17 protein-coding genes, 2 tRNA genes and 1 pseudogene are annotated in these 18605 nt (G+C 71.0%); 5 read left to right on the top strand and 15 right to left on the bottom strand.

Translation table 11 applies throughout. The features are described from left to right. Positions 1-57: 57 nt before the first annotated feature. The 4 genes from JSX79_RS04895 to JSX79_RS04880 all read left to right on the top strand — a co-directional run bounded on the left by JSX79_RS04895 (position 58) and on the right by JSX79_RS04880 (position 3860). Positions 58-999 carry an ACP S-malonyltransferase gene (locus JSX79_RS04895; protein WP_070418719.1) on the top strand — a complete coding sequence of 314 codons (942 nt, stop codon included), beginning with the start codon at positions 58-60 and terminating at the stop codon, positions 997-999. Then, positions 996-2051, top strand: a complete 1056-nt coding sequence (locus JSX79_RS04890) for a beta-ketoacyl-ACP synthase III (RefSeq protein ID WP_070418718.1) — start codon at positions 996-998, stop codon at positions 2049-2051. The genes JSX79_RS04895 and JSX79_RS04890 overlap by 4 nt, the downstream gene beginning before the upstream one ends. Before the next feature lie 114 nt (positions 2052-2165). Then, entirely contained in the window at positions 2166-2414 is a 249-nt protein-coding gene (locus JSX79_RS04885; RefSeq protein ID WP_022903951.1) for an acyl carrier protein, read from the top strand. A gap of 201 nt (positions 2415-2615) precedes the next feature. Next, positions 2616-3860, top strand: a complete 1245-nt coding sequence (locus JSX79_RS04880; RefSeq protein WP_070418717.1) for a beta-ketoacyl synthase — start codon at positions 2616-2618, stop codon at positions 3858-3860. Positions 3861-4170: 310 nt separating this feature from the next. Here JSX79_RS04880 and JSX79_RS04875 read toward each other — a convergent pair whose 3' ends face one another. The 6 genes from JSX79_RS04875 to JSX79_RS04850 all read right to left on the bottom strand — a co-directional run bounded on the left by JSX79_RS04875 (position 4171) and on the right by JSX79_RS04850 (position 9132). After that, a complete protein-coding gene (locus JSX79_RS04875; RefSeq protein WP_071294840.1) occupies positions 4171-4671 on the bottom strand; it encodes a DUF3145 domain-containing protein in 501 nt (166 codons plus the stop codon). Between the two features lie 147 nt (positions 4672-4818). After that, positions 4819-5619 carry a DUF1684 domain-containing protein gene (locus JSX79_RS18595; RefSeq protein WP_229085313.1) on the bottom strand — a complete coding sequence of 267 codons (801 nt, stop codon included), beginning with the start codon at positions 5617-5619 and terminating at the stop codon, positions 4819-4821. Next, on the bottom strand, positions 5616-6752 hold the full coding sequence (locus JSX79_RS04865; RefSeq protein ID WP_229085312.1) for an AI-2E family transporter: 1137 nt from the start codon (positions 6750-6752) through the stop codon (positions 5616-5618). Before JSX79_RS04865 ends, JSX79_RS18595 begins: the two co-directional genes overlap by 4 nt. A gap of 55 nt (positions 6753-6807) precedes the next feature. Then, a tRNA-Ile gene (locus JSX79_RS04860) sits at positions 6808-6882 on the bottom strand. Positions 6883-6895: 13 nt separating this feature from the next. Next, positions 6896-8107: a glycosyltransferase gene (locus tag JSX79_RS04855; protein WP_071294838.1), complete on the bottom strand. Its 1212-nt coding sequence runs from the start codon at positions 8105-8107 to the stop codon at positions 6896-6898. A gap of 113 nt (positions 8108-8220) precedes the next feature. Continuing rightward, positions 8221-9132, bottom strand: coding sequence for a DMT family transporter (locus JSX79_RS04850; protein ID WP_175473624.1), 912 nt, complete (start codon positions 9130-9132; stop codon positions 8221-8223). Positions 9133-9171: 39 nt separating this feature from the next. Here JSX79_RS04850 and def point away from each other — a divergent pair, with 39 nt between their 5' ends. After that, positions 9172-9747, top strand: coding sequence for a peptide deformylase (def, locus tag JSX79_RS04845; RefSeq protein WP_229085311.1), 576 nt, complete (start codon positions 9172-9174; stop codon positions 9745-9747). A 68-nt stretch (positions 9748-9815) separates the two neighbouring features. Here the strand turns inward: def and JSX79_RS04840 are convergent, their stop codons facing one another. The 9 genes and pseudogenes from JSX79_RS04840 to JSX79_RS04805 form a co-directional block, all read right to left on the bottom strand. Next, the gene (locus tag JSX79_RS04840) at positions 9816-10304 is read right to left on the bottom strand and encodes a hypothetical protein (protein ID WP_070418713.1); all 489 of its coding nucleotides are present in this window, start codon (positions 10302-10304) and stop codon (positions 9816-9818) included. A gap of 89 nt (positions 10305-10393) precedes the next feature. Next, positions 10394-10466: transfer RNA gene (locus JSX79_RS04835), tRNA-Asn, on the bottom strand. Between the two features lie 100 nt (positions 10467-10566). Then, positions 10567-11592, bottom strand: coding sequence for a D-isomer specific 2-hydroxyacid dehydrogenase family protein (locus JSX79_RS04830; RefSeq protein WP_229085310.1), 1026 nt, complete (start codon positions 11590-11592; stop codon positions 10567-10569). Next, a complete protein-coding gene (locus JSX79_RS04825; protein ID WP_070418712.1) occupies positions 11589-12521 on the bottom strand; it encodes an ATP-binding cassette domain-containing protein in 933 nt (310 codons plus the stop codon). The genes JSX79_RS04830 and JSX79_RS04825 overlap by 4 nt, the downstream gene beginning before the upstream one ends. 148 nt (positions 12522-12669) lie before the next feature. After that, a complete protein-coding gene (locus JSX79_RS04820; protein ID WP_229085309.1) occupies positions 12670-14388 on the bottom strand; it encodes an ABC transporter ATP-binding protein in 1719 nt (572 codons plus the stop codon). Then, positions 14385-15380, bottom strand: coding sequence for an ABC transporter permease (locus JSX79_RS04815; RefSeq protein ID WP_070418711.1), 996 nt, complete (start codon positions 15378-15380; stop codon positions 14385-14387). Before JSX79_RS04815 ends, JSX79_RS04820 begins: the two co-directional genes overlap by 4 nt. Before the next feature lie 2 nt (positions 15381-15382). Continuing rightward, positions 15383-16048 (bottom strand): ABC transporter permease, encoded by a 666-nt coding sequence (locus JSX79_RS18845; RefSeq protein ID WP_374115159.1) that lies wholly within the window; start codon positions 16046-16048, stop codon positions 15383-15385. Between the two features lie 183 nt (positions 16049-16231). Then, positions 16232-16330: pseudogene (locus JSX79_RS18840) on the bottom strand (hypothetical protein); the annotation flags it as partial. A gap of 243 nt (positions 16331-16573) precedes the next feature. Continuing rightward, entirely contained in the window at positions 16574-18190 is a 1617-nt protein-coding gene (locus JSX79_RS04805) for an ABC transporter substrate-binding protein (RefSeq protein WP_229085308.1), read from the bottom strand. Positions 18191-18605: the final 415 nt, after the last annotated feature.

Raw genomic sequence — 18605 nt, 5'->3', positions numbered from 1 at the left:
TCATCGCTGTGGGAAGCCCACACGGGTGCGGCGCAGGCCGACGGGCAGGATTGTCCGGTGATCGTCGTCGTCGCGCCCGGACAGGGCTCCCAGACCCCCGGCTTCCTCGCCCCCTGGCTCGAGGACGCCACCGTCCGTGACCGCGTGGGGGCGTGGTCCGAGGCCATCGGCGTCGACCTCGCCGCCCACGGCACGGAGTCCGACGCCGAGACCATCAAGGACACGGCGCTCGCGCAGCCGCTCATCGTCGCCGCCGGTCTCATCACGGCCGACGCCCTGCTCGCCGACGGCCGCCGTGCCCTCGTGGGCGGGGTCGCCGGCCACTCGGTCGGCGAGTTCACCGCCGCCGGGGTCGCCGGGATCCTCGAGCCGACCGACGCCGTCGCCCTCGTCGCCGAACGCGGCCGGGCGATGGCGGACGCCGCCGCGCTCGAGCCCACGTCGATGGCCGCCGTCCTCGGTGGGGACGCCGATGCCGTCGCCGCCGCGCTCGAGGCGAACGGCCTCGTCCCCGCGAACCACAACGGCGGCGGTCAGACCGTCGTCGCCGGACCCGCCGACGCGATCGCCGCCCTCGCCGCCGACCCGCCCGCGAAGGCCCGCGTGATCCCCCTCGCCGTGGCCGGTGCGTTCCACACCCGGTACATGGCGTCCGCCGTCGAGCGTGTCGCCCCGGTCGCCGCCGCCGCGACCGTGCAGGACCCGTCGCTGCCGATCTGGACGAACGCCGACGGTTCCCGTGTCGACGACGGTCGTCGCTTCGTCGACCTCATGGTCCAGCAGATCCAGAGCCCCGTGCACTGGGACGCCGTGATGGAGTCCTTCGCGGCCGCCGGTGTCACGGGCATCATCGAACTCGCACCCGCCGGTGCCCTCGTCGGCCTGGCGAAGCGCGGTCTGCGCGGGACGCCGACCGTCGCGATCAAGACCCCCGACGACCTGCCCGCAGCGATCGACCTGCTGCAGAGCGCGGGCCAGGAAGCAGACGCAACCGCATGACCGACGCCCCCATCCCGACCACCGCGACCGAGGGGACGGAGCCGACCCGCGCCTCCCGTCCGCTGCTGCAGCAGCGTCGCGGCCACGAGTTCACCCGCATCCTGGCCTTCGGCGCCGCCCGCGGTGAGAACGCCGTGCCGAACGACGACCTCGTCGGGCCGATCGACTCCTCCGACGAGTGGATCCGCCAGCGCACCGGCATCATCACCCGCATGCGCGCCGGCAAGGACGTCGAAGCGGTCGACCTCGCCGAAGCCGCCGCGCTCGACGCGATCGCCAAGGCCGGCCTGACGCCGGACCAGATCGGCGTCGTGCTCGTGAGCACCGTGACCCACACCGTCGCCACGCCGTCGATGGCCTCGCTGCTCGCCGAGCGCATCGGTGCCGCGCCCGCCGCGGCCTACGACATCAGCGCCGCGTGCGCCGGGTACGCGTACGGCATCGCCCAGGCGGACTCGTTCGTGAAGTCCGGCATCGCCGACCACGTGCTGGTCGTCGGTGCCGAGAAGCTCAGCGACATCGTCGACCCGACCGACCGCTCGATCTCGTTCCTGCTCGGCGACGGTGCCGGAGCGGCGATCGTCGGCCCGAGCGACTTCCCCGGGATCGCCCCGACGATCTGGGGCTCCGACGGGTCGAAGTGGGACGCGATCGGCATGACCTCGACCTACAACGAGTGGGAAGCGGGGGCCGCGCGGCCGACGATACGGCAGGCCGGTCAGACCGTGTTCCGCTGGGCCGTCTGGGAGATGGTCAAGGTCGCCCGTGAGGCGCTCGAGTCCGCCGGCATCCAGCCGTCCGACCTCGCCGCGTTCGTGCCGCACCAGGCGAACATCCGCATCATCGACGAGTTCGCGAAGCAGCTCGGCCTGCCCGAGTCCGTCGTGATCGCCCGCGACATCACCACCACCGGCAACACCTCCGCCGCGAGCATCCCGCTCGCCACGCACCGCCTGCTCGAGGAGAACCCCGAGCTCTCCGGCGGCCTCGCCCTGCAGATCGGCTTCGGCGCCGGTCTCGTCTTCGGCGCCCAGGTCGTCGTCCTCCCCTAGCCCATCCCGGCCACGCACCCGCGCGGCCACCCTCCGACGAGCCTCCGGGCGCGCGACCGCTGCGTGCCCTAGGCTGGTCCACGGTCAAACGACACCCCCTCAAGGAGAATCCCCATGGCCCTGTCCAACGAAGAAGTCCTCGCCGGCCTGGCCGAGCTGATCAACGACGAGACCGGCATCGCGACCGACACCGTCGCGGCCGACAAGTCGTTCACCGACGACCTCGACATCGACTCGATCTCGATGATGACCATCGTCGTCAACGCCGAAGAGAAGTTCGACGTCAAGATCCCCGACGAAGAGGTCAAGAACCTCAAGACCGTCGGCGACGCCGTCGACTACATCGTCAAGGCCCAGGCCTGACGCGAGCTTCCTGAGCGCCGCGGCCCCGGCGGACCGACCGCGGGCCGCGGCGCTCATCTCGTCCACCGGACCGACGCTCGTCGGTCCACACAGGTCCGGCGTTCGTCGGGCCGCACCGGTCCGGCGTTCGTCGGGCCGCCCCGGCTCCGTCCGGCACCGCCACGAGCGGTCGGACGTCCTCACGAAAGAACACGTCGTTCCATGACCAACAAGACCGTCGTCGTCACCGGGATCGGTGCGATCACGCCCCTCGCCGCGACCGCCCCGGACACGTGGGACGCGCTGCTCGCCGGCACGTCCGGCATCACCCGCATCGAGGACCCGCGCTACGCCGAGCTCGAGCTCCCCGTCGAGTTCGCCGGCCAGGCGCGCCGGTTCCTCACCGATCAGCTCACCCGCCCCGAGTCGAAGCGCCTCGACCCCTCGTCGCAGCTGTCGCTCGTCGCCGCGCGCGAGGCCTGGGCCGACGCCGGCATCGACGCCGAGACCGTCGTCCCCGAGCGCCTCATCGTCGACTGGGCCACCGGCATCGGCGGCGTCAACACCCTGCTCGACGCGTGGGACACCCTGCGCGAGAAGGGCCCCCGTCGCGTCCTGCCGATGACGGTCCCGATGCTCATGGCGAACGGCCCGGCCGCCGCCATCGAGATGGAGTTCGGCGCCCGCGGCGGCGCCCGCACCTACCTCTCGGCGTGCGCGTCCTCGACCGAGTCCCTCGCCGAGGCCTACCGCCACGTCGCCACCGGCGAGGCCGACATCGTCATCACCGGCGGCGCCGAGGCCGCCCTGCACCCGCTGCCCCTCGCGGCGTTCGCGTCGATGCAGGCGCTCTCCCGCCGCAACGACTCCCCCCAGACCGCCTCGCGTCCGTACGACGTCACGCGCGACGGCTTCGTGCTCGCGGACGGCGCCGCGGCGCTCATCCTCGAGACCAAGGAGCACGCCGAGGCCCGCGGCGCGACGATCTACGCCGAGGTCGCCGGCGCCGGCATCACCTCGGACGCGTTCCACATCACCGCGCCGGACCCCGAGGGCAGTGCTGCCGCCCGTGCCGTCCTGCAGGCGCTCGAGCACGCCGGTGCCGCGCGCGAGGACGTCGTCCACGTCAACGCGCACGCCACCTCGACCCCGGTGGGCGACGTCGCCGAGTACCACGCCATGCGCCGTGTGTTCGGCGACCACCTCGACAACGTCGTGGTGTCCGCCACGAAGGCGTCGACGGGGCACCTCCTCGGTGGTGCCGGTGCGATCGAAGCCGCGTTCACGGCCCTCGCGCTGCACAACCGCGTCGCGCCGCCGACGATCAACCTCACCCAGCAGGACCCGGAGATCGTGATGGACGTCGCCACGGCGCCGCGCGAGCTCCCGCAGGGCGATCTGCTCGCGGTGAGCAACTCGTTCGGGTTCGGTGGGCACAACGCCGTGGTCGCGTTCCGGAGCGTCTGAGTCCGGTCCGTCGGGCCCGTCGGGTCCGTCGGGTCCGTCCGTCGGTCCTGGAGGCCCGTCCCGCGTCGTCGGGGCGGGCCTCCGTCGTTCCCGTGGCCGGCCCTGGCGCGGCGCGCTCCCCGCGGCCGCGGCCCGCGGCCCGTGGCGTGTGGCCGCGTCGGTGCGCCGAGACTCGGCCCCGCGGACGGTTTCGCGGCTCCGGAAGCGCGAAACTGTCCGCCGAGGCGAGACTCGGCGCGGGCGGGCGGGCGGCCGGACGCACGAACGCCGCCCCGAGGGGCGGCGTTCGTGACGGAGGATCGGGCGCGACTCAGCCGACGCGGTGCAGCCAGACGACCGGGTTGCCCTCGGCGGCGTGGCGGAACGGTTCGAGTTCGTCGTCCCACGCCTGACCCAGGGCGAGTCGGAGCTCGCGGTGGAGTTCGAGGGCGTTGCTCCCCGCCACCTCCATCGCGTAGCGGACGCGGTCCTCGGGGACGACCATGTTGCCGGTGACGTCGGTCTGCGCGTAGAACACCCCGAGGTCGGGCGTGTGCATCCAGCGGCCGCCGTCCGACTCGGAGGTGGGTTCCTCGGTGACCTCGTACCGGAGGTGCTCCCAGCCGCGCAGGGCCGAGGCGATCGCCGCACCCGTGCCGACGGAACCGGTCCAGGTGAACTCGGTCCGACGGGCGCCGTCCTGGGCGGGCTGGTCGAGCCACGAGAAGTTCACGGCACGGCTCATGGCGCGACCTGCCGCCCATTCGACGTGCGGGCAGAGCGCGCGTGGTGAGGAGTGCACGTAGAGCACCCCGGTGGTCGTTCCGTTCACGATTCCTCCGATTCGTCAGGTGCGACTTCCCCATCGACCTGAACTGGAGGTTCTCGTTTCGGAACCATCGATATCCGATTGTGATGTCCTTGCGGACACGCCCATTATGCAGGCTGCGCGCTGGGAACACCAGGCACCGCGACAGAGTCAGTGGAAGACGTGCCCCGACGCGTCGAGCGGGTGCCGCTCCCCCGCGGTGACCGGCACCGGGATCCGGTTCTCGGCGGGCGGGATCGGGCAGGCGAACTGGTACGAGAACGCGCACGGCGGCAGGACGAGGAAGTTCCAGTCCAGCTCGACGTCGGCAGCGACACCGGGGTCGTCGAGGTACAGGAACCGGCCCATCGAGTAGGTGCTGCCGGGATCGTCCTCGGGCAGGGCGCTCGTGGCGTCCTGCACGATGAGCTGCAGCCGCGCGGCGCCTCGGAAGGCCGCGGAGCGGACCGCCACCAACCGGACGGCCGATCCGCCCAGGGTGGTCTCGACGTGTCCGGCGACCTCGAGCGGATCGCCGGCTGCGTCGACGACGCTCGCCCCGCCTCCTGGGACACCCGGCGCGTACCTGCCGGACGTGACCCACGCGGCGGAGTGGTCGAACCGGGCGATGCGTGCGAAGCGGGCGATCGCGTCGGACGCCGGGTCCCACACGCGCAGCGTGCCACGGGAGACGGACCCGGCGAGGCCGTCCGGGAAGGTGACGACCGACGGGACGACCGCCTCGTCGCCGGCGACGAGCACGGTGCCGTCCACCGGGTCGCCGTCGACGACCACCCCGTCACCCGCGTCGGCGGTGACCGTCAGGCCGCCGGGTGCCGGTGCCCACTGCCCCGGGACCGGCCACACGGGCTGGGCGTGGTCGACACGCTGGGCGTTCACGAGCGCGAGCGGACCCCGAGGGCTGGTCGCCCAGCGATCACGGTCGGCGACGTGCTCGTCGAAGGCGGTCACGACTGCTCTTGGCGGGGGTAGATGACCTTCTGGACGATGATGATCACCGACGCGGCGACCGGCAGGGCCACGAGTGCGCCGAGCACCCCGCCGATGGTCCCGCCCGCGACCGCTGCGATGACGACGAGGGCGCCGGGGACCTGCACGGCACGCGACATGATCCGCGGCGAGATCACGTACGCCTCGACCTGCATGTACACGAGGTAGTAGATCGCGGCGGCGAGGGCCGTCGCGGGCGAGGCGAACAGGCACAGCAGCGAGATGACGATGGCCGACGCGAGCGTGCCCACGAGCGGGATGAGCGACCCGAGGAACGCGAACGAGGCCAGCAGCACGGGCAGCGGAGCACCGATGATGAGCAGGAACACCAGGCTGAGGATGCCGTTGATGAGCGCCTGGGAGATCTGCCCGACGACGTAGCGACCGACCGCCTGGGTGATCTGCTCGCTGACGTCGATGAAGTTCTCGCGGCGGGACGCCGGGACGAATCGGTAGGTCATCGACTTCATGCCGCGCATCGACGCGAGGAAGTAGAGCATCAGGATGATGACGATGACGGCGCCCGTGAGACCGGTCAGGATCCCGCTGCCGACCGCGAGGATCCCGCCGCCGAGGCTCAGCAGGTTGCCGGGGTTCTCGACGAAGGACTGCACGGACTGCAACGCGTGGTCGATGTCGAACGACCCGGACAGCTGGTCGGAGAGGTTCTGCACCCACTCCTGCCTCGAGATGTCCTGCACGATGTCGGGGAAGTTCTGGATGAGGTTCGTCGCCTGCTGCACGAGGATCGGCACGACCGCGAACACCACCCCGGCGAACGCGGCGAGGACCCCGACGACCACGACGGTGATGGCCACCCAGCGCGGCACGAACCGTTCGAGGAAGGACACCAGCGGGTCGATGCCGAGCGCCAGGAACAGCGCGACGCCGACGTAGACGAGCACGGTGGAGAGCTCGTTGACGATCGCCCCCGCGACGACGGCGACGAGCACGCCGAGCGCACCCATGAAGCCGATCCGGAAGGCGTTCACGCGCACGCCGGTGCCACCACGAGTCACCTCGAACGTCACGTTGGGCGTCGGGCTGTGGTCGTCCTGTTGCTGCTGCGTGTCGCGCTTCCTCGGGAGGTGCACGCGTGGCGGGTGCGGTCGCTTGCTGTTGCTCGAACCCGCGTCGGCTTTTGACATGTAGGGCGGGCGGGACTTGAACCCGCGAATCGTTCGGTTATGAGCCGACTGCCTTGACCAGCTTGGCTACCGCCCCGTGCCGGGGACCGTCAGGCCACCGGTTCCCCACGATACAGCGACTCGAACGTCGAGAGCGTGCGGTTGATGTCGTGTGCCTCGATCATCGCCAGGCTGCGGTCGCGCATCGTGACGTAGTCCTCGTCCGACGCGGTCAGCACCGCCGTGAGCTTCGCCGCGAGGTCGTGCTCGTCACCGGGAGTGAACAGGTACCCGTTGCCGTCGATGAGGTGCGGGAGCGCCATCGAGTCCGCCGCGACGACGGGGAGACCGGAGGCCATGCCCTCGAGCGAGGCGATGCTCTGCAGCTCGGCGGTGGAGGGCATCGCGAACACGGTCGAGTTGGTGAGCGCCTGCTGCTTGACCTCGTCCGAGACGAAGCCGAGGAACCGGACGCGGTCCTCGAGCCCGAGCTCCTTCGCCTGCTGTCGGAGCTTCGGGATCATCTCGCCGTCGCCGACGATCGTCAGCGTGGCTCCGAGCTCGGACGGCAGCAGCGCGAGGGCCTTCACGAGGACGTCGAGGTTCTTCTCGGGTGCGACCCGACCGACGAAGACGATGTCGTTGCCCGCAGGCCGCCCCTCGCGTGCGACGTACCGGGTGGCGTCGATCCCGCACGAGATCGCCAGGACCCGCTGCCCGGCGATGGCCCGGCGCAGGTAGTCGGCGGCGAGGTTCGTCGGGGTCGTGATCGCGTCGGCGAGCCGGTAGGTCTTGGCGGCGTCGTTCCAGGCGATCTTCACCGCGATCGGCACCGTGCGCTTGCCGAACGGCGTGTACTCGAGGAGGTTCTCGGGCATGAAGTGGTTCGTGGCGATCACCCGGATGCCGCGCGCGTGCGCCTCGGGCACCATGCCCCGGCCGACGACGACGTGCGACTGGATGTGCAGGACGTCGGGCTGGAACGCGTCGAGGATCGGGGCGGTCCACTTCTTCACGCTCCACGGCCACACGAAGCGCAGCCACGCGTGCAGCGGCCACTTGTAGGACTTCAGGCGGTGCACGACGAGGGTCACGCCGTGGAGCTCCTCGTCGAAGGTGCCGTAGTGGCGGCTCGCCGCCGGGGCGACGATCTGGACCTCGTGCCCGCGTTCGGCGAGGCCGACGGCGAGCTGCTCGGCGAAGGTCGCGGCTCCGTTGACGTCGGGTGCGAAGGTGTCCGCTGCGATGAGGACGCGCAGCGGTCGTCGACCGCCCGTCGCACCCGTCGGTCCGGCGGTGGCGGTGGTGGCGTCGTCTGACACGGCTGGCGTCGTCCTCTCGTGGGCGATTGCTGGTCGTTCGACGACGCTACCGCACGCCGCTCGGGCAGCGCGTCCGCCTCGCGGTGGACTCCGTCCCCCCACGGGACGATGGCTCAGGAGCGGGTTTGCGGGTGGTGCTTGGCGAGGAGGAACACCCCGGTGATCGCGATCGCGGCGGCGACGACGAAGCCGAAGACGGCGAAGACCGGGGCGCCGGCGGCCTCGCCGAGGACGATCACCCCGATGCCGACGGCGACGATCGGGTCGATGACCGTCAGCCCGGCGATCACGAGGTCGGCCGAGCCGCTCGAGTACGCGTTCTGCACGAAGTACCCACCCAGCGAGGCGGCGACGACCACCCCGACGATCGCGAGCACGGTCAGCCAGTCGAACGTGCCGTTCACGAACCGGTTGAGCACGACCTTGGCCAGCGTCGCGACGAACCCGTAGAGGACGCCGGCGCCGACGATGTAGTACAGCGCGTTCTTGTGCTTCGCGACGAGGCGGAACGACACCAGCACGAGCACCAGCACCACGGCCAGGATCACGAGCACGGTGACGAGCTGTCGGCTCGTGATCGCGCTCTCGTGCCCGACGAAGGCCGCGATGCCGACGAAGATGCCGACGCCGACGATGCACGTCCAGACGGCTCGCCGTGCCCGACGGCCGAGCGGCACCCCGGAGGACCGCGACGAGAACCAGGTCGTGATCACGAGGGCCACGGCGCCGAGCGGTTGCACGACGATGAGCGGCGCGTACGTGATGCTCACCAGCTGCAGGACCACGGCGATGCCGAGCATGAGCGTGCCGAGCACCCAGTAGCCGCTCGAGACCAGCCCGACGACGTGTCGGACGCTGAGGCCCTTCGACTGCCGACCGAGCCGCGCTTCCACCCGCTGCACCCCGCGGCTCTGGAACTGCGCCCCCAGTGAGAGGAACACGGCCCCGATGAGCGCGACGGGGATCATGAGCGCCTGGAACGGCGTGAGGTTCACCGCGTCGGGCAGCTGGAGGTCCGTCGTCACGCGTCGAGGCTACCGTTCCCCGCCGGATAACCTGGGTGAATGGCCGTTCTCCCGATCCGCATCACCGGCGAACCCGTCCTGCACGAGCGTGCAGCCGAGGTCACCGACTTCGACGACGACCTGCGATCGCTGGTCGCCGACATGTTCGAGACGATGGACCTCGCACCCGGGGTCGGACTGGCCGGCCCGCAGGTCGGCGTCGGCAAGCGGCTGTTCGTGTACTCATGGACCGATGATGACGAGGTCCTGCACCGCGGCGTCGCGGTGAACCCCGTCCTGTGGACGACCCCCGCCGTTCCCGAGGCTGTGGAGGAACTCGACGAGGACGAGGAGTCCGAGGGCTGCCTCTCGGTCCCGGGCGAACGGTTCCCGCTCCGCCGCTCCGAGGGCGTGCTGCTCCGTGCCGTCGACGACCACGGCACGCCGTTCGAGGTCGAGGCCCACGGCTGGCTCGCCCGCATCTTCCAGCACGAGTACGACCACCTCGACGGGTACCTCTACGCGGACCGGCTCGTGCACCCGTACGGCAAGCAGGTCGCGAAGGCCATCAGGAAGAACAGCTGGGGCGGCCCGGGCAAGTCCTGGCTGCCCGGGCGCGACCACCCCGAGGGCTGACGGCGGCGGACCGCGTCGGCCCCGGCCCGGTCAGCGGGGATGCAAGGCGAGTGCCCAGGAGGCGCGGCTCACCCCCGCCAGGCAGCGATCGCGTCCCGCAGGTGCTCGGTCTCCGGATGCCCCGGGCAGTACTCGAGCAGACCGGCCGCGACGTGCGCCTCGGCCGACGAGTCGACGGAGGCCGCCCACGGCCCGGTCCCCCGCACCGCGCAGGTGGTCGCGAGTTCCTCGAGCGTGGCGTCCCCCTCGGCGGCGTCGACCGCGGAGCGCTGCTGCGTCGACATCTCGGTGCCGGTGATCCGCTGCGCCCGGCAGTCGGTGCGCTCGTCGTCCCACACGGCGGAGTAGGTCGTGTACGTCTCGGAGCGGTCCGACGTCCCCACGTCGCAGACGAACGCGAAGACGATCGGTGCCGTGCCGGACACCGCGACGCCCGAGGTGGCGGTGGTGTCGAGCGAGTCGCCCGGCTCGGACTCCGCGCCGGTCGTGCACCCCACGAGGCCGATCGCCGCGGCCGCGACGACGCCCGCGGCGAGGGCTCGGCGCACGGTGATCACCTGTGAACGCTAACAGCTTCCGGCCATGCGTCCGCTGCGAGCTCCGACGCCACGCAAAAGGCCCCCACCCGAAGGTGAGGGCCGTGCTGCTCCCCGAGTTGGACTCGAACCAACAACCTGCCGGTTAACAGCCGGCTGCTCTGCCAATTGAGCTATCGAGGATCACTGTCCGCTGGCGAATGTCGTGCGAACAACGGGTAACAGCATAGCAGCACCCGGGAGCGACCCCGCGCATCCGCCACGCATCCCGGGCGTGCCGCGCTCAGTACCCCGCGACCGGGTCCACCACGCCGACGAAGCCCTCGCCCGCCCCGCCGAGGAACGCCACGGTGTTCACCCGCACGCGCTCGGCCAGCAGCGGCGCCACCATCTCCGGCGTGTCGGCCTGGTGCGGCGTGATGATCGCGCCCGGCTCGTCCCAGAGCGGGTGTCCGTCCGGCAACGGCTCCGGGTCGGTGACGTCGAGTCCGGCCGCCGCGATCGCACCGCTGCGCAGGGCGTCCACGAGCGCGGCGGTGTCGACCAGTCCCCCGCGGGCGATGTTCACGAGCCGTGCCGACGGCTTCATGATCGCGAACTGCGCGGGCCCGAACAGCTTCGCGGTCCCCGAGGTCATCGCCGCGGCGATCATGACCACGTCGGCATCGGGCAGGACGTCGTCGAGCTGGTCGGTCGTGACGGTCCGGTCCGCCCCGGGAACCGGCGAGGACGACCGGCGCACCACGGTGACCGAGACCTCGAACGGCGCGAGCAGGCGGATGTACTCCAGCGCGATGCCACCGGCGCCGATGACGACCACGTTCCGGCCGTAGAGCGAGACACCCTCGGGCTCGGTCGCCCACGACCGCGCACGGGCGCGCTTCTGCAGCACCCGCAGCGTCCCGAGCGTCAGCGCGAGGGCGTGCTCGGCGACGGGTTCGGCGTACGCGCCCTTGGCCGAGGTGAACAGCACCCGGTCGCCGTGCTCGGCGATCAGCGAGGCGAAGGCGTCGACGCCGGCGAACGGCAACTGGACCCAGCCGATGGACGGTGCGCCGTCGAGCGCGTCGGCGAGTCCCGCGGGATCGCGAGGGTCGAGCCACACGAGTCCGGCGGTGTCCGCCCCGAGCGGAGCGACGGTCCCACCGGCTGCGGCGACGGCGTCCTCGTGGAGGGCGGTGCCGTCCCCGGCGGGCAGGATCGCGATCGGGCCCGCGGACGGCGGGGCGACCGGCAGTTCGGCACCCGCGTCGGTCACCACGGCCCGGTGCCCGCGCACCCCCGACGACGGCGACGTACCCGCGCTCATGCGTTCTCCTGCCGCTCCGCGCGCGGACCGGTGCCGGCGGCGACCGGCCGACGCGGCGCCGAGGACCGACGGGGTGCGGCAGACGCCGGCTGCCGACGCTTCACCGGACGGGCCGCCGTCGACGCGAGCGTCTTGACGTAGGGGTCGACGGGGTTGTCGAGGACCTCGTCGAAGGTGCCGAGACCGACGAGCCGGCTCTCGGCCATGATCGCCACCCGGTCGGCGAGTGCCCGGGCCTCGCGCAGGTCGCTCGACACCACGACCGCCGAGAACTGCCGGTTCCGCTGCAGGGTCGCCAGCGCCTCGAGCACCGACTGCCGCACGAGCACGTCGACGCCGCGGGCGGGTTCGTCGGCGACGAGCAGCTGGGGCTCGAGCACGAGCGCCTTCGCGAGGGCGACGCGCTGCCGCTGCCCGCTCGAGAGCTCCCACGTGTTGAGCCGCATCACCCCGAGCGGCAGGTGCACGGCGTCGACCAGGCGGGCGACGATGAGGCCGGCCTCTTTCCGGTCGAACCGGCGGTCTCGGGCGTAGATCGGTTCCGCGATGGCCTCGCCGACGGTGAGGTCCGGGCTGAGCCGGTCCGCGCCGTCCTGCGGCAGGTAGCCGATGCGGCCGCTGAGCCGCTCGAGCTTGCGGGACGTCGGTCGGAGCCCACGCGTCTTCTGCCCGAGCACCGTGAGTTCGCCCCCGACGATGTGCCGACGGTGGGCGCCGTCGCCCTCGCCGGTGGTGCCGAGCTGGCCGGCGATCGCCGCGGCGAACGTCGACTTGCCGGACCCGGACTCGCCGAGCACGGCCAGGATCTCCCCCTGACGGACCGTGAGGCTCACGCCGTCGACGGCCCGGATCGCATCCGTCCCCCGTCCGCTCCGGTACTCGATCGACACGTCGTCCGCGACGACCGCCGGTCCGTTGACCGCGATCATGGGTCCCCTTCCACGCCGCCCCCTGGCGGCGGTTCGCGACGGACCGGGCTGCACCGACCGTCGTGCGTGTTGCGGTGGAGGTGACCGCCCAGGAGGCGCGGCGTGCGTCGTCGACGTCAGCCGCGCCTCCGGGAGTGGTCGCGTCGGGTCAGGACCCGGCGTTCTCCAGTTCCACCAGCGTACGCCGTCGCTCCGCCTGTTCCGCCGGATCCGGCACCGGGAGTGACGCCAGGAGACGCTGCGTGTACGGGTGCTGCGGGGAGCCGAGGACCTCGGCCGTGGTGCCCGTCTCGACCAGGTCGCCGCGGTAGAGCACGGCGATCCGGTCGGAGAGCGCGCCGACCACGGCGAGGTCGTGGCTGATGAACAGCGACGCGAACCCGAGGTCCTGCTGCAGCTCGAGGAACAGCTCGAGCACGCGCGCCTGGACGGACACGTCGAGCGCACTCGTCGGCTCGTCGGCGATGAGGAGCTTCGGCCGGAGCGCGAGCGACCGTGCGAGCGACGCACGCTGCCGCTGGCCGCCGGACAGCTCGTGCGGGTACCGGTCGCCGTAGGCCGCCGGGAGCTGCACGGCCTCGAGCAGTTCGCCGACACGCTTCCGGGCGGCACGCGGGCTCGACACCTCGCCGTGCACGACGAGCGGCTCGGCGACGCACTCCGAGATCGTGAGCAGCGGGTTGAACGAGGTCGCCGGGTCCTGGAAGACGAACCCGATGTCCTTGCGGTGCCGCTTGAAGTCGCGTTCGCGGTACCCGAGCATCTCGGTTCCGAGCACCTCGAGCGAGCCGCCGGTGATCTTCGTCAGACCGGCGATCGCGCGGCCGATGGTCGTCTTGCCGGAGCCGGACTCCCCCACGAGGCCGAGGACCTCGCCGGGACGGATGTCGAGGTCGACGCCCTTGACCGCCTTGAACGCGTGCGACCCGAGCCGGCCCGGGTACTCGATCTCGAGCCCGCGTGCGCGGACGAGCGGCTCGACGTCGTCACTGATCGCGGCACGGCGGGCGACCCCGGTGGACGCCTCGAGCCGGGGCACGGCGGCGAGCAGGCGCTTCGTGTAGTCGGCCTGCGGCGCCGCGAACAGCTCGGCGACCGGGGCCTCTTCGACGACCTCGCCCTGGTACATCACGGCGACGCGGTCGGCCAGGTCGGCGACGACGCCCATGTTGTGCGTGATGATGACGATCGCCGCGCCGAACTCGTCGCGGCACCGGCGGAGCAGGTCGAGGATCTCCGCCTGGACCGTCACGTCGAGGGCGGTGGTCGGCTCGTCGGCGATGATCACCGACGGTTCGAGGGCGAGCGCGCTCGCGATGACGACGCGCTGCTTCTGACCGCCGGAGAACTGGTGCGGGTAGTGGTCGACCCGGGTCTCGGGATCGGGGATGCCGACGCGGCGGAGGTAGTCGATCGCCTTCGCGCGGGCCTCCTTCGCGGAGACGCCGCCGTGGGCCCGGAGCCCCTCGGCGATCTGCCACCCGACCGTGAAGACCGGGTTCAGCGCCGTGGAGGGCTCCTGGAACACCATCGCGCCCGCGGTGCCGCGCAGGCTCCGGAGCTTCTGCGCGCCGACCGTCACGACGTCCGTGCCGTCGAGGAACACCGCACCGCCGAGCGTCGCCGTCTCCGGCATGAGGCGCAGGATGCTCCGCGCCGTGACGGACTTGCCCGAGCCGGACTCGCCGACGAGGGCGAGGACCTCGCCGGGGCGGACGTCGATGCTGACGCCCTTGACCGCGTCGACGGCACCGCCGTCGGTCGCGAAGGTGACGGTCAGGTCGTCGACGACGACGACCGGTTCCGTCGTGGTGTCGCCGGCCTGGAGGCGCGTGGAGGCGCGGGACTGGTTGGTCGCGTCCGTCATGCGGTCGCCCCTTCCGTGCTGGCCGTCTGCTTGCGGGACACCAGCTGCTTGAGCCGGCGTCGCGCACGCAGACGCGGGTCGGAGATGTCGTTGAGGCTCTCGCCGATGAACGTCACGCCGAGGACGAGCACCACGATCGCGACACCCGGGAAGACGCCGGTCCACCAGACGCCGCTCGCGACGTCGGACAGCGCACGGCTGAGGTCGTAGCCCCACTCCGCGCCGCTGGTCGGGCCGATGCCGAAGCCCAGGAAGCCGAGGCCCGCGAGTGTCAGGATCGCGTCGCTCGCGTTCAGCGTGAGGATCAGTGGGAGGGATCGCGTCGAGTTCCGCAGCACGTGCCGGGTCATGATCCGCCACGGGTTCGTGCCCATCACCCGCGCGGACTCGACGAACGCCTCGTTCTTGAGCCGCACGGCCTCGGCGCGGACGACCCGGAAGTACTGCGGGACGTACACGACCGTGATCGAGATCGCCGCGGCGATGATGCCGCCCGAGTAGCTCGAGTTGCCGCCGGAGATGACGATCGACACCACGATCGCGAGGAGCAGGGACGGGAACGCGTAGATCGCGTCCGCCACGACGACGAGGATCCGGTCGAGCCAGCCGCCGATGTAACCGGAGACCATGCCGAGCAGGACGCCGATGATGATCGACACGACGACGGCCACGATGACCACGAGCACCGCGGTCCGGGCGCCGTAGACGACGCGGCTGAAGACGTCGAAGCCGCCGACGGTCGTGCCCCAGATGTGCGTGGCGCTCGGTGCACCGGTGCGCGGGAAGCTCTGCCCGTCGGCGCCCTGCAGCTGGCCGAAGCCGTACGGGGCGATGAGCGGCGCGGCGATCGCGACGAGGAGGTACAGCGCGCAGATGACCACGCCGGTGATGAGCATGGCGCGCTGCCAGCCCGTGCTCCGACGGAGCTGCAGCACGACGGGCAGCCGCTTCCAGAGCGGCTCGTGGCGGTCGACGAGGGAGGTGTCAGCCATCTCTAGAACCTCACTCTCGGGTCGATGAGGGCCGCGACGACGTCCACGATGAAGTTCGTCACCGCGACGATCACCGCGAGCATCGCGACGATGCCCTGGACCGCGACGAAGTCGCGGGCCGACAGGTACTGGTTGAGCTCGAAACCGAGCCCGCGCCACCCGAAGGTGGTCTCGGTGAGGACGGAACCGCCCAGGAGCATGGCGATCTGGAGTCCCATCACCGTGATGATCGGCACGAGGGCGGGACGGAACGCGTGCGTGCGGACGAGCCGCGCCTCCCGAACGCCGCGCGAGCGGGCCGCGTCGACGTACTCGGAACCGAGCGTCCCGATCATGTTCGCGCGCACCAGGCGCAGGAAGATGCCGGCGGTGAGGAGCCCCAGGGTCAGTGCCGGCAGGACGGCGTGCGCCAGCACGTCCCCGATGATCTGGGCGTTGCCGGTGCGCAGGGCGTCGATGAGGTAGATGCCCGTCGCGCCCTGGATGTTGTCGAGGACGAGCGACACCCGCGTGGACGCGCGGTCGCCGAGCGGGAGCCAGCCGAGCCACACCGAGAAGACGAGCTTGAGCAGCAGGCCGCCGAAGAACACCGGCGTCGCGTAGGTGAGGATCGCGAGCGCGCGGAACAGGACGTCCGGCCACTTGTCGCGCATGTACGCGGCGAGCATGCCGAGCGGGATGCCGAGCAGCAGCGCGACGATGAGCGCGTAGAAGACGAGCTCGGCGGTCGCGCCGCCGTACGTGACGATGATCTCGGTGATCGGCCGGTTGTCGGTGGCCGTCGTGCCGAAGTCGCCGCGGACGATGTTGCCGAGGTACTCGATGTACTGGACGAAGACCGGGCGGTCGTAGCCCGCGGCGTGCAGGCGTTCCTGCAGCTGGGACGGCGTGAGTCGGCCGCCGACCGATGCGGTGATCGGGTTCCCGATGACGCGCATCAGGAAGAACACGAGCGTCACCAGGATGAAGACGGTCGGGAAGATGAGGAGGAACCGGACGAGGACGTACCGGCCGAGTCCGCCGCCGCTGCTCTTGGCACTGCGCTGTGCCTCGGGCTTGGTGGGGTCGGTGGCCAGTTCCGAGCTCGCCTCTGGGGTGCTGAGGGTCACGGGGACGGGTGCCTTTCGGTGCCGTGGGGGACGCGGTCACGGGGGCGCTCCTCGTGAGAGCGCCCCCGTGGACCGGAACCGGGCTTACTTGGAGAGGGTCGCGTACCGGAACTTGTACGAGGAGTCGAGGGTCAGGCCCTTGACGTCCTTGGCCGCGACGGCGACCGACTTGCCCTGCAGCAGCGGCAGCGTCGAGATCTGCGTCGCCTCACGCTCCTGCGCCTGCTCGATGAGGTCGGCGCGCTTGTCCTTGTCGGACTCCTGCTGCTCCTCGGAGATGAGCTGCTGGATCGTCGGGTCGTCGTAGTGGTTCTGCACGAAGTTGTCCTTCGTGAAGAACGGCGACAGGTAGTTGTCGGCGTCCGAGAAGTCCGGGAACCAGCCGAGCTGGTACACCGGGTAGGCGTCCTTCGTGCGCTCCTGTGCGTAGGTCGTGTAGACCGTCGACTGGATGTTCACGGTGAACAGGCCGGAGTTCTCGAGCTGGGTTTTGAGCTCGGCGTACTCGTCGTCCGACGTCGAACCGTAGTGGTCCGGTGCGTACTGGATGTCGAGCTGCACCTTGCCGGTGACGCCCGCCTTCGACAGGGTCTCCTTCGCCTTGTCGACGTCCGCGCCGCCGTCGCCGTCGCCGTAGAGCTCCTCGAAGGGCTTCGCGGCACCCGTGAGGCCGTCCGGCACCATCGAGTAGAGCGGCGAGTAGGTGTCGTTGTAGACGTCCTTGGCGAGCTTCTCGCGGTCGACGACGTCCGCCACGGCCTGGCGCACGGCCAGGGCCTTCGTCTCGTCGGCGTCCGACTGCTTCGCGCCGAACGGCTGCGTGTTGAAGTTGAAGACCAGGTAGCGGATCTCGCCGCCGGGGCCGTCGGTGACCTTCACCTTGTCGTCCTTGCGGAGGTCGGCGATGTCGGTCGGCGTCAGCGAGCGGTAGGCGACGTCGACGTCACCCTTCTGGACGGCGAGCTTGAGGTCGGTCTCCTTGGTGTAGTAGCTCGCCGTGACCTCGTCGGTCTTCGGCTTGCCCAGGAGGCCGTCGTAGTTCTTGTTCGCCTTGTACTGGATCGTGTCGTTCTCCTTGTAGGAGCTGATCGAGTACTGCCCGGCGAACGCCTTGCCCTTGACGATGTCCGCAGCCGGCGTGAGCTTGTCGGCCGAGAAGACCTGCTCGTCGACGATCGGGCCGGCGGGGCTGGAGAGCACCTGCGGCCAGGTCTGGTCGGCGTGGTCGAGGTTGAACACGACCGTCGTGTCGTCCGGCGTGTCGATGCTCTTGAGGTTGGCGAGCAGGGACTGTGGCCCGTTCTCGTTGTTGATCTTCAGCTCGCGCTCGAACGAGAACTTCACGTCGCTCGACGTGAGGTCGTTCCCGTTCGCGAACTTCAGGCCCTTCTTGAGCGTCACCGTGTACGTGGTGTCGTTCGTGAACTCGCCCTTGGTCGCGATGTCCGGCTCGACGTCGGGGCTGCCCACCGGCGTGTTCATCAGGAACGGGAAGACCTGGTTCTGCACGGCGAACGAGCCGTTGTCGTACGAGCCCGCCGGGTCGAGCGACGTGATCTTGTCGGTCGTCCCGATGCTGATGCCGTTCAGGGCGGTGTCGCTCACGCTGCTGCTCGCGCAGCCGCTGAGCACCAGCGCCGTCGCTGCCACTCCGGCGCCGAGCGCGATGCCGCGCTTGCCCCACTTGGTCACGGATGCCATGTCCGATGCCTCTCTTGGTGATGAATGCAAGGGTCCTGGGCCGGAGGTGGATCGACTGTGTGCCCGGCCAGGAACGCTCATTGCTATCACCCTGTCACGGAACTGCACGAACCGAGGGAGATTTGTTTACACCGCTGTAATGCACGGTCGCGTCGCGTGATGCATCATCCGTGCGTGTCCGGCCAGCGCGTCGCGCAGGATTGTTGCGCGCTGCAACGCGGGGCTCTGCCGGCCCCGGCAGGCGCTCCGGCGACTCGGCGCCCCGGCGCCCCGGCGCCCCGGCGCGCGAGCGGGCGATGTCAGCACCGCTCGCGCCCGGCATCCGGCGCATTCCGCCCGCTCGCGGTCGCCGGCGGCGGTTCGGCGGGTTCGCCGGGTCGGCGGCTCGGCGGCTCGCCGGCTCGGCGGGTTCGCC

The organism is Curtobacterium sp. GD1, from assembly GCF_020882855.1.
GTDB lineage: Bacteria > Actinomycetota > Actinomycetes > Actinomycetales > Microbacteriaceae > Curtobacterium.
This window is presented reverse-complemented; position numbering and strand designations above follow the sequence as displayed.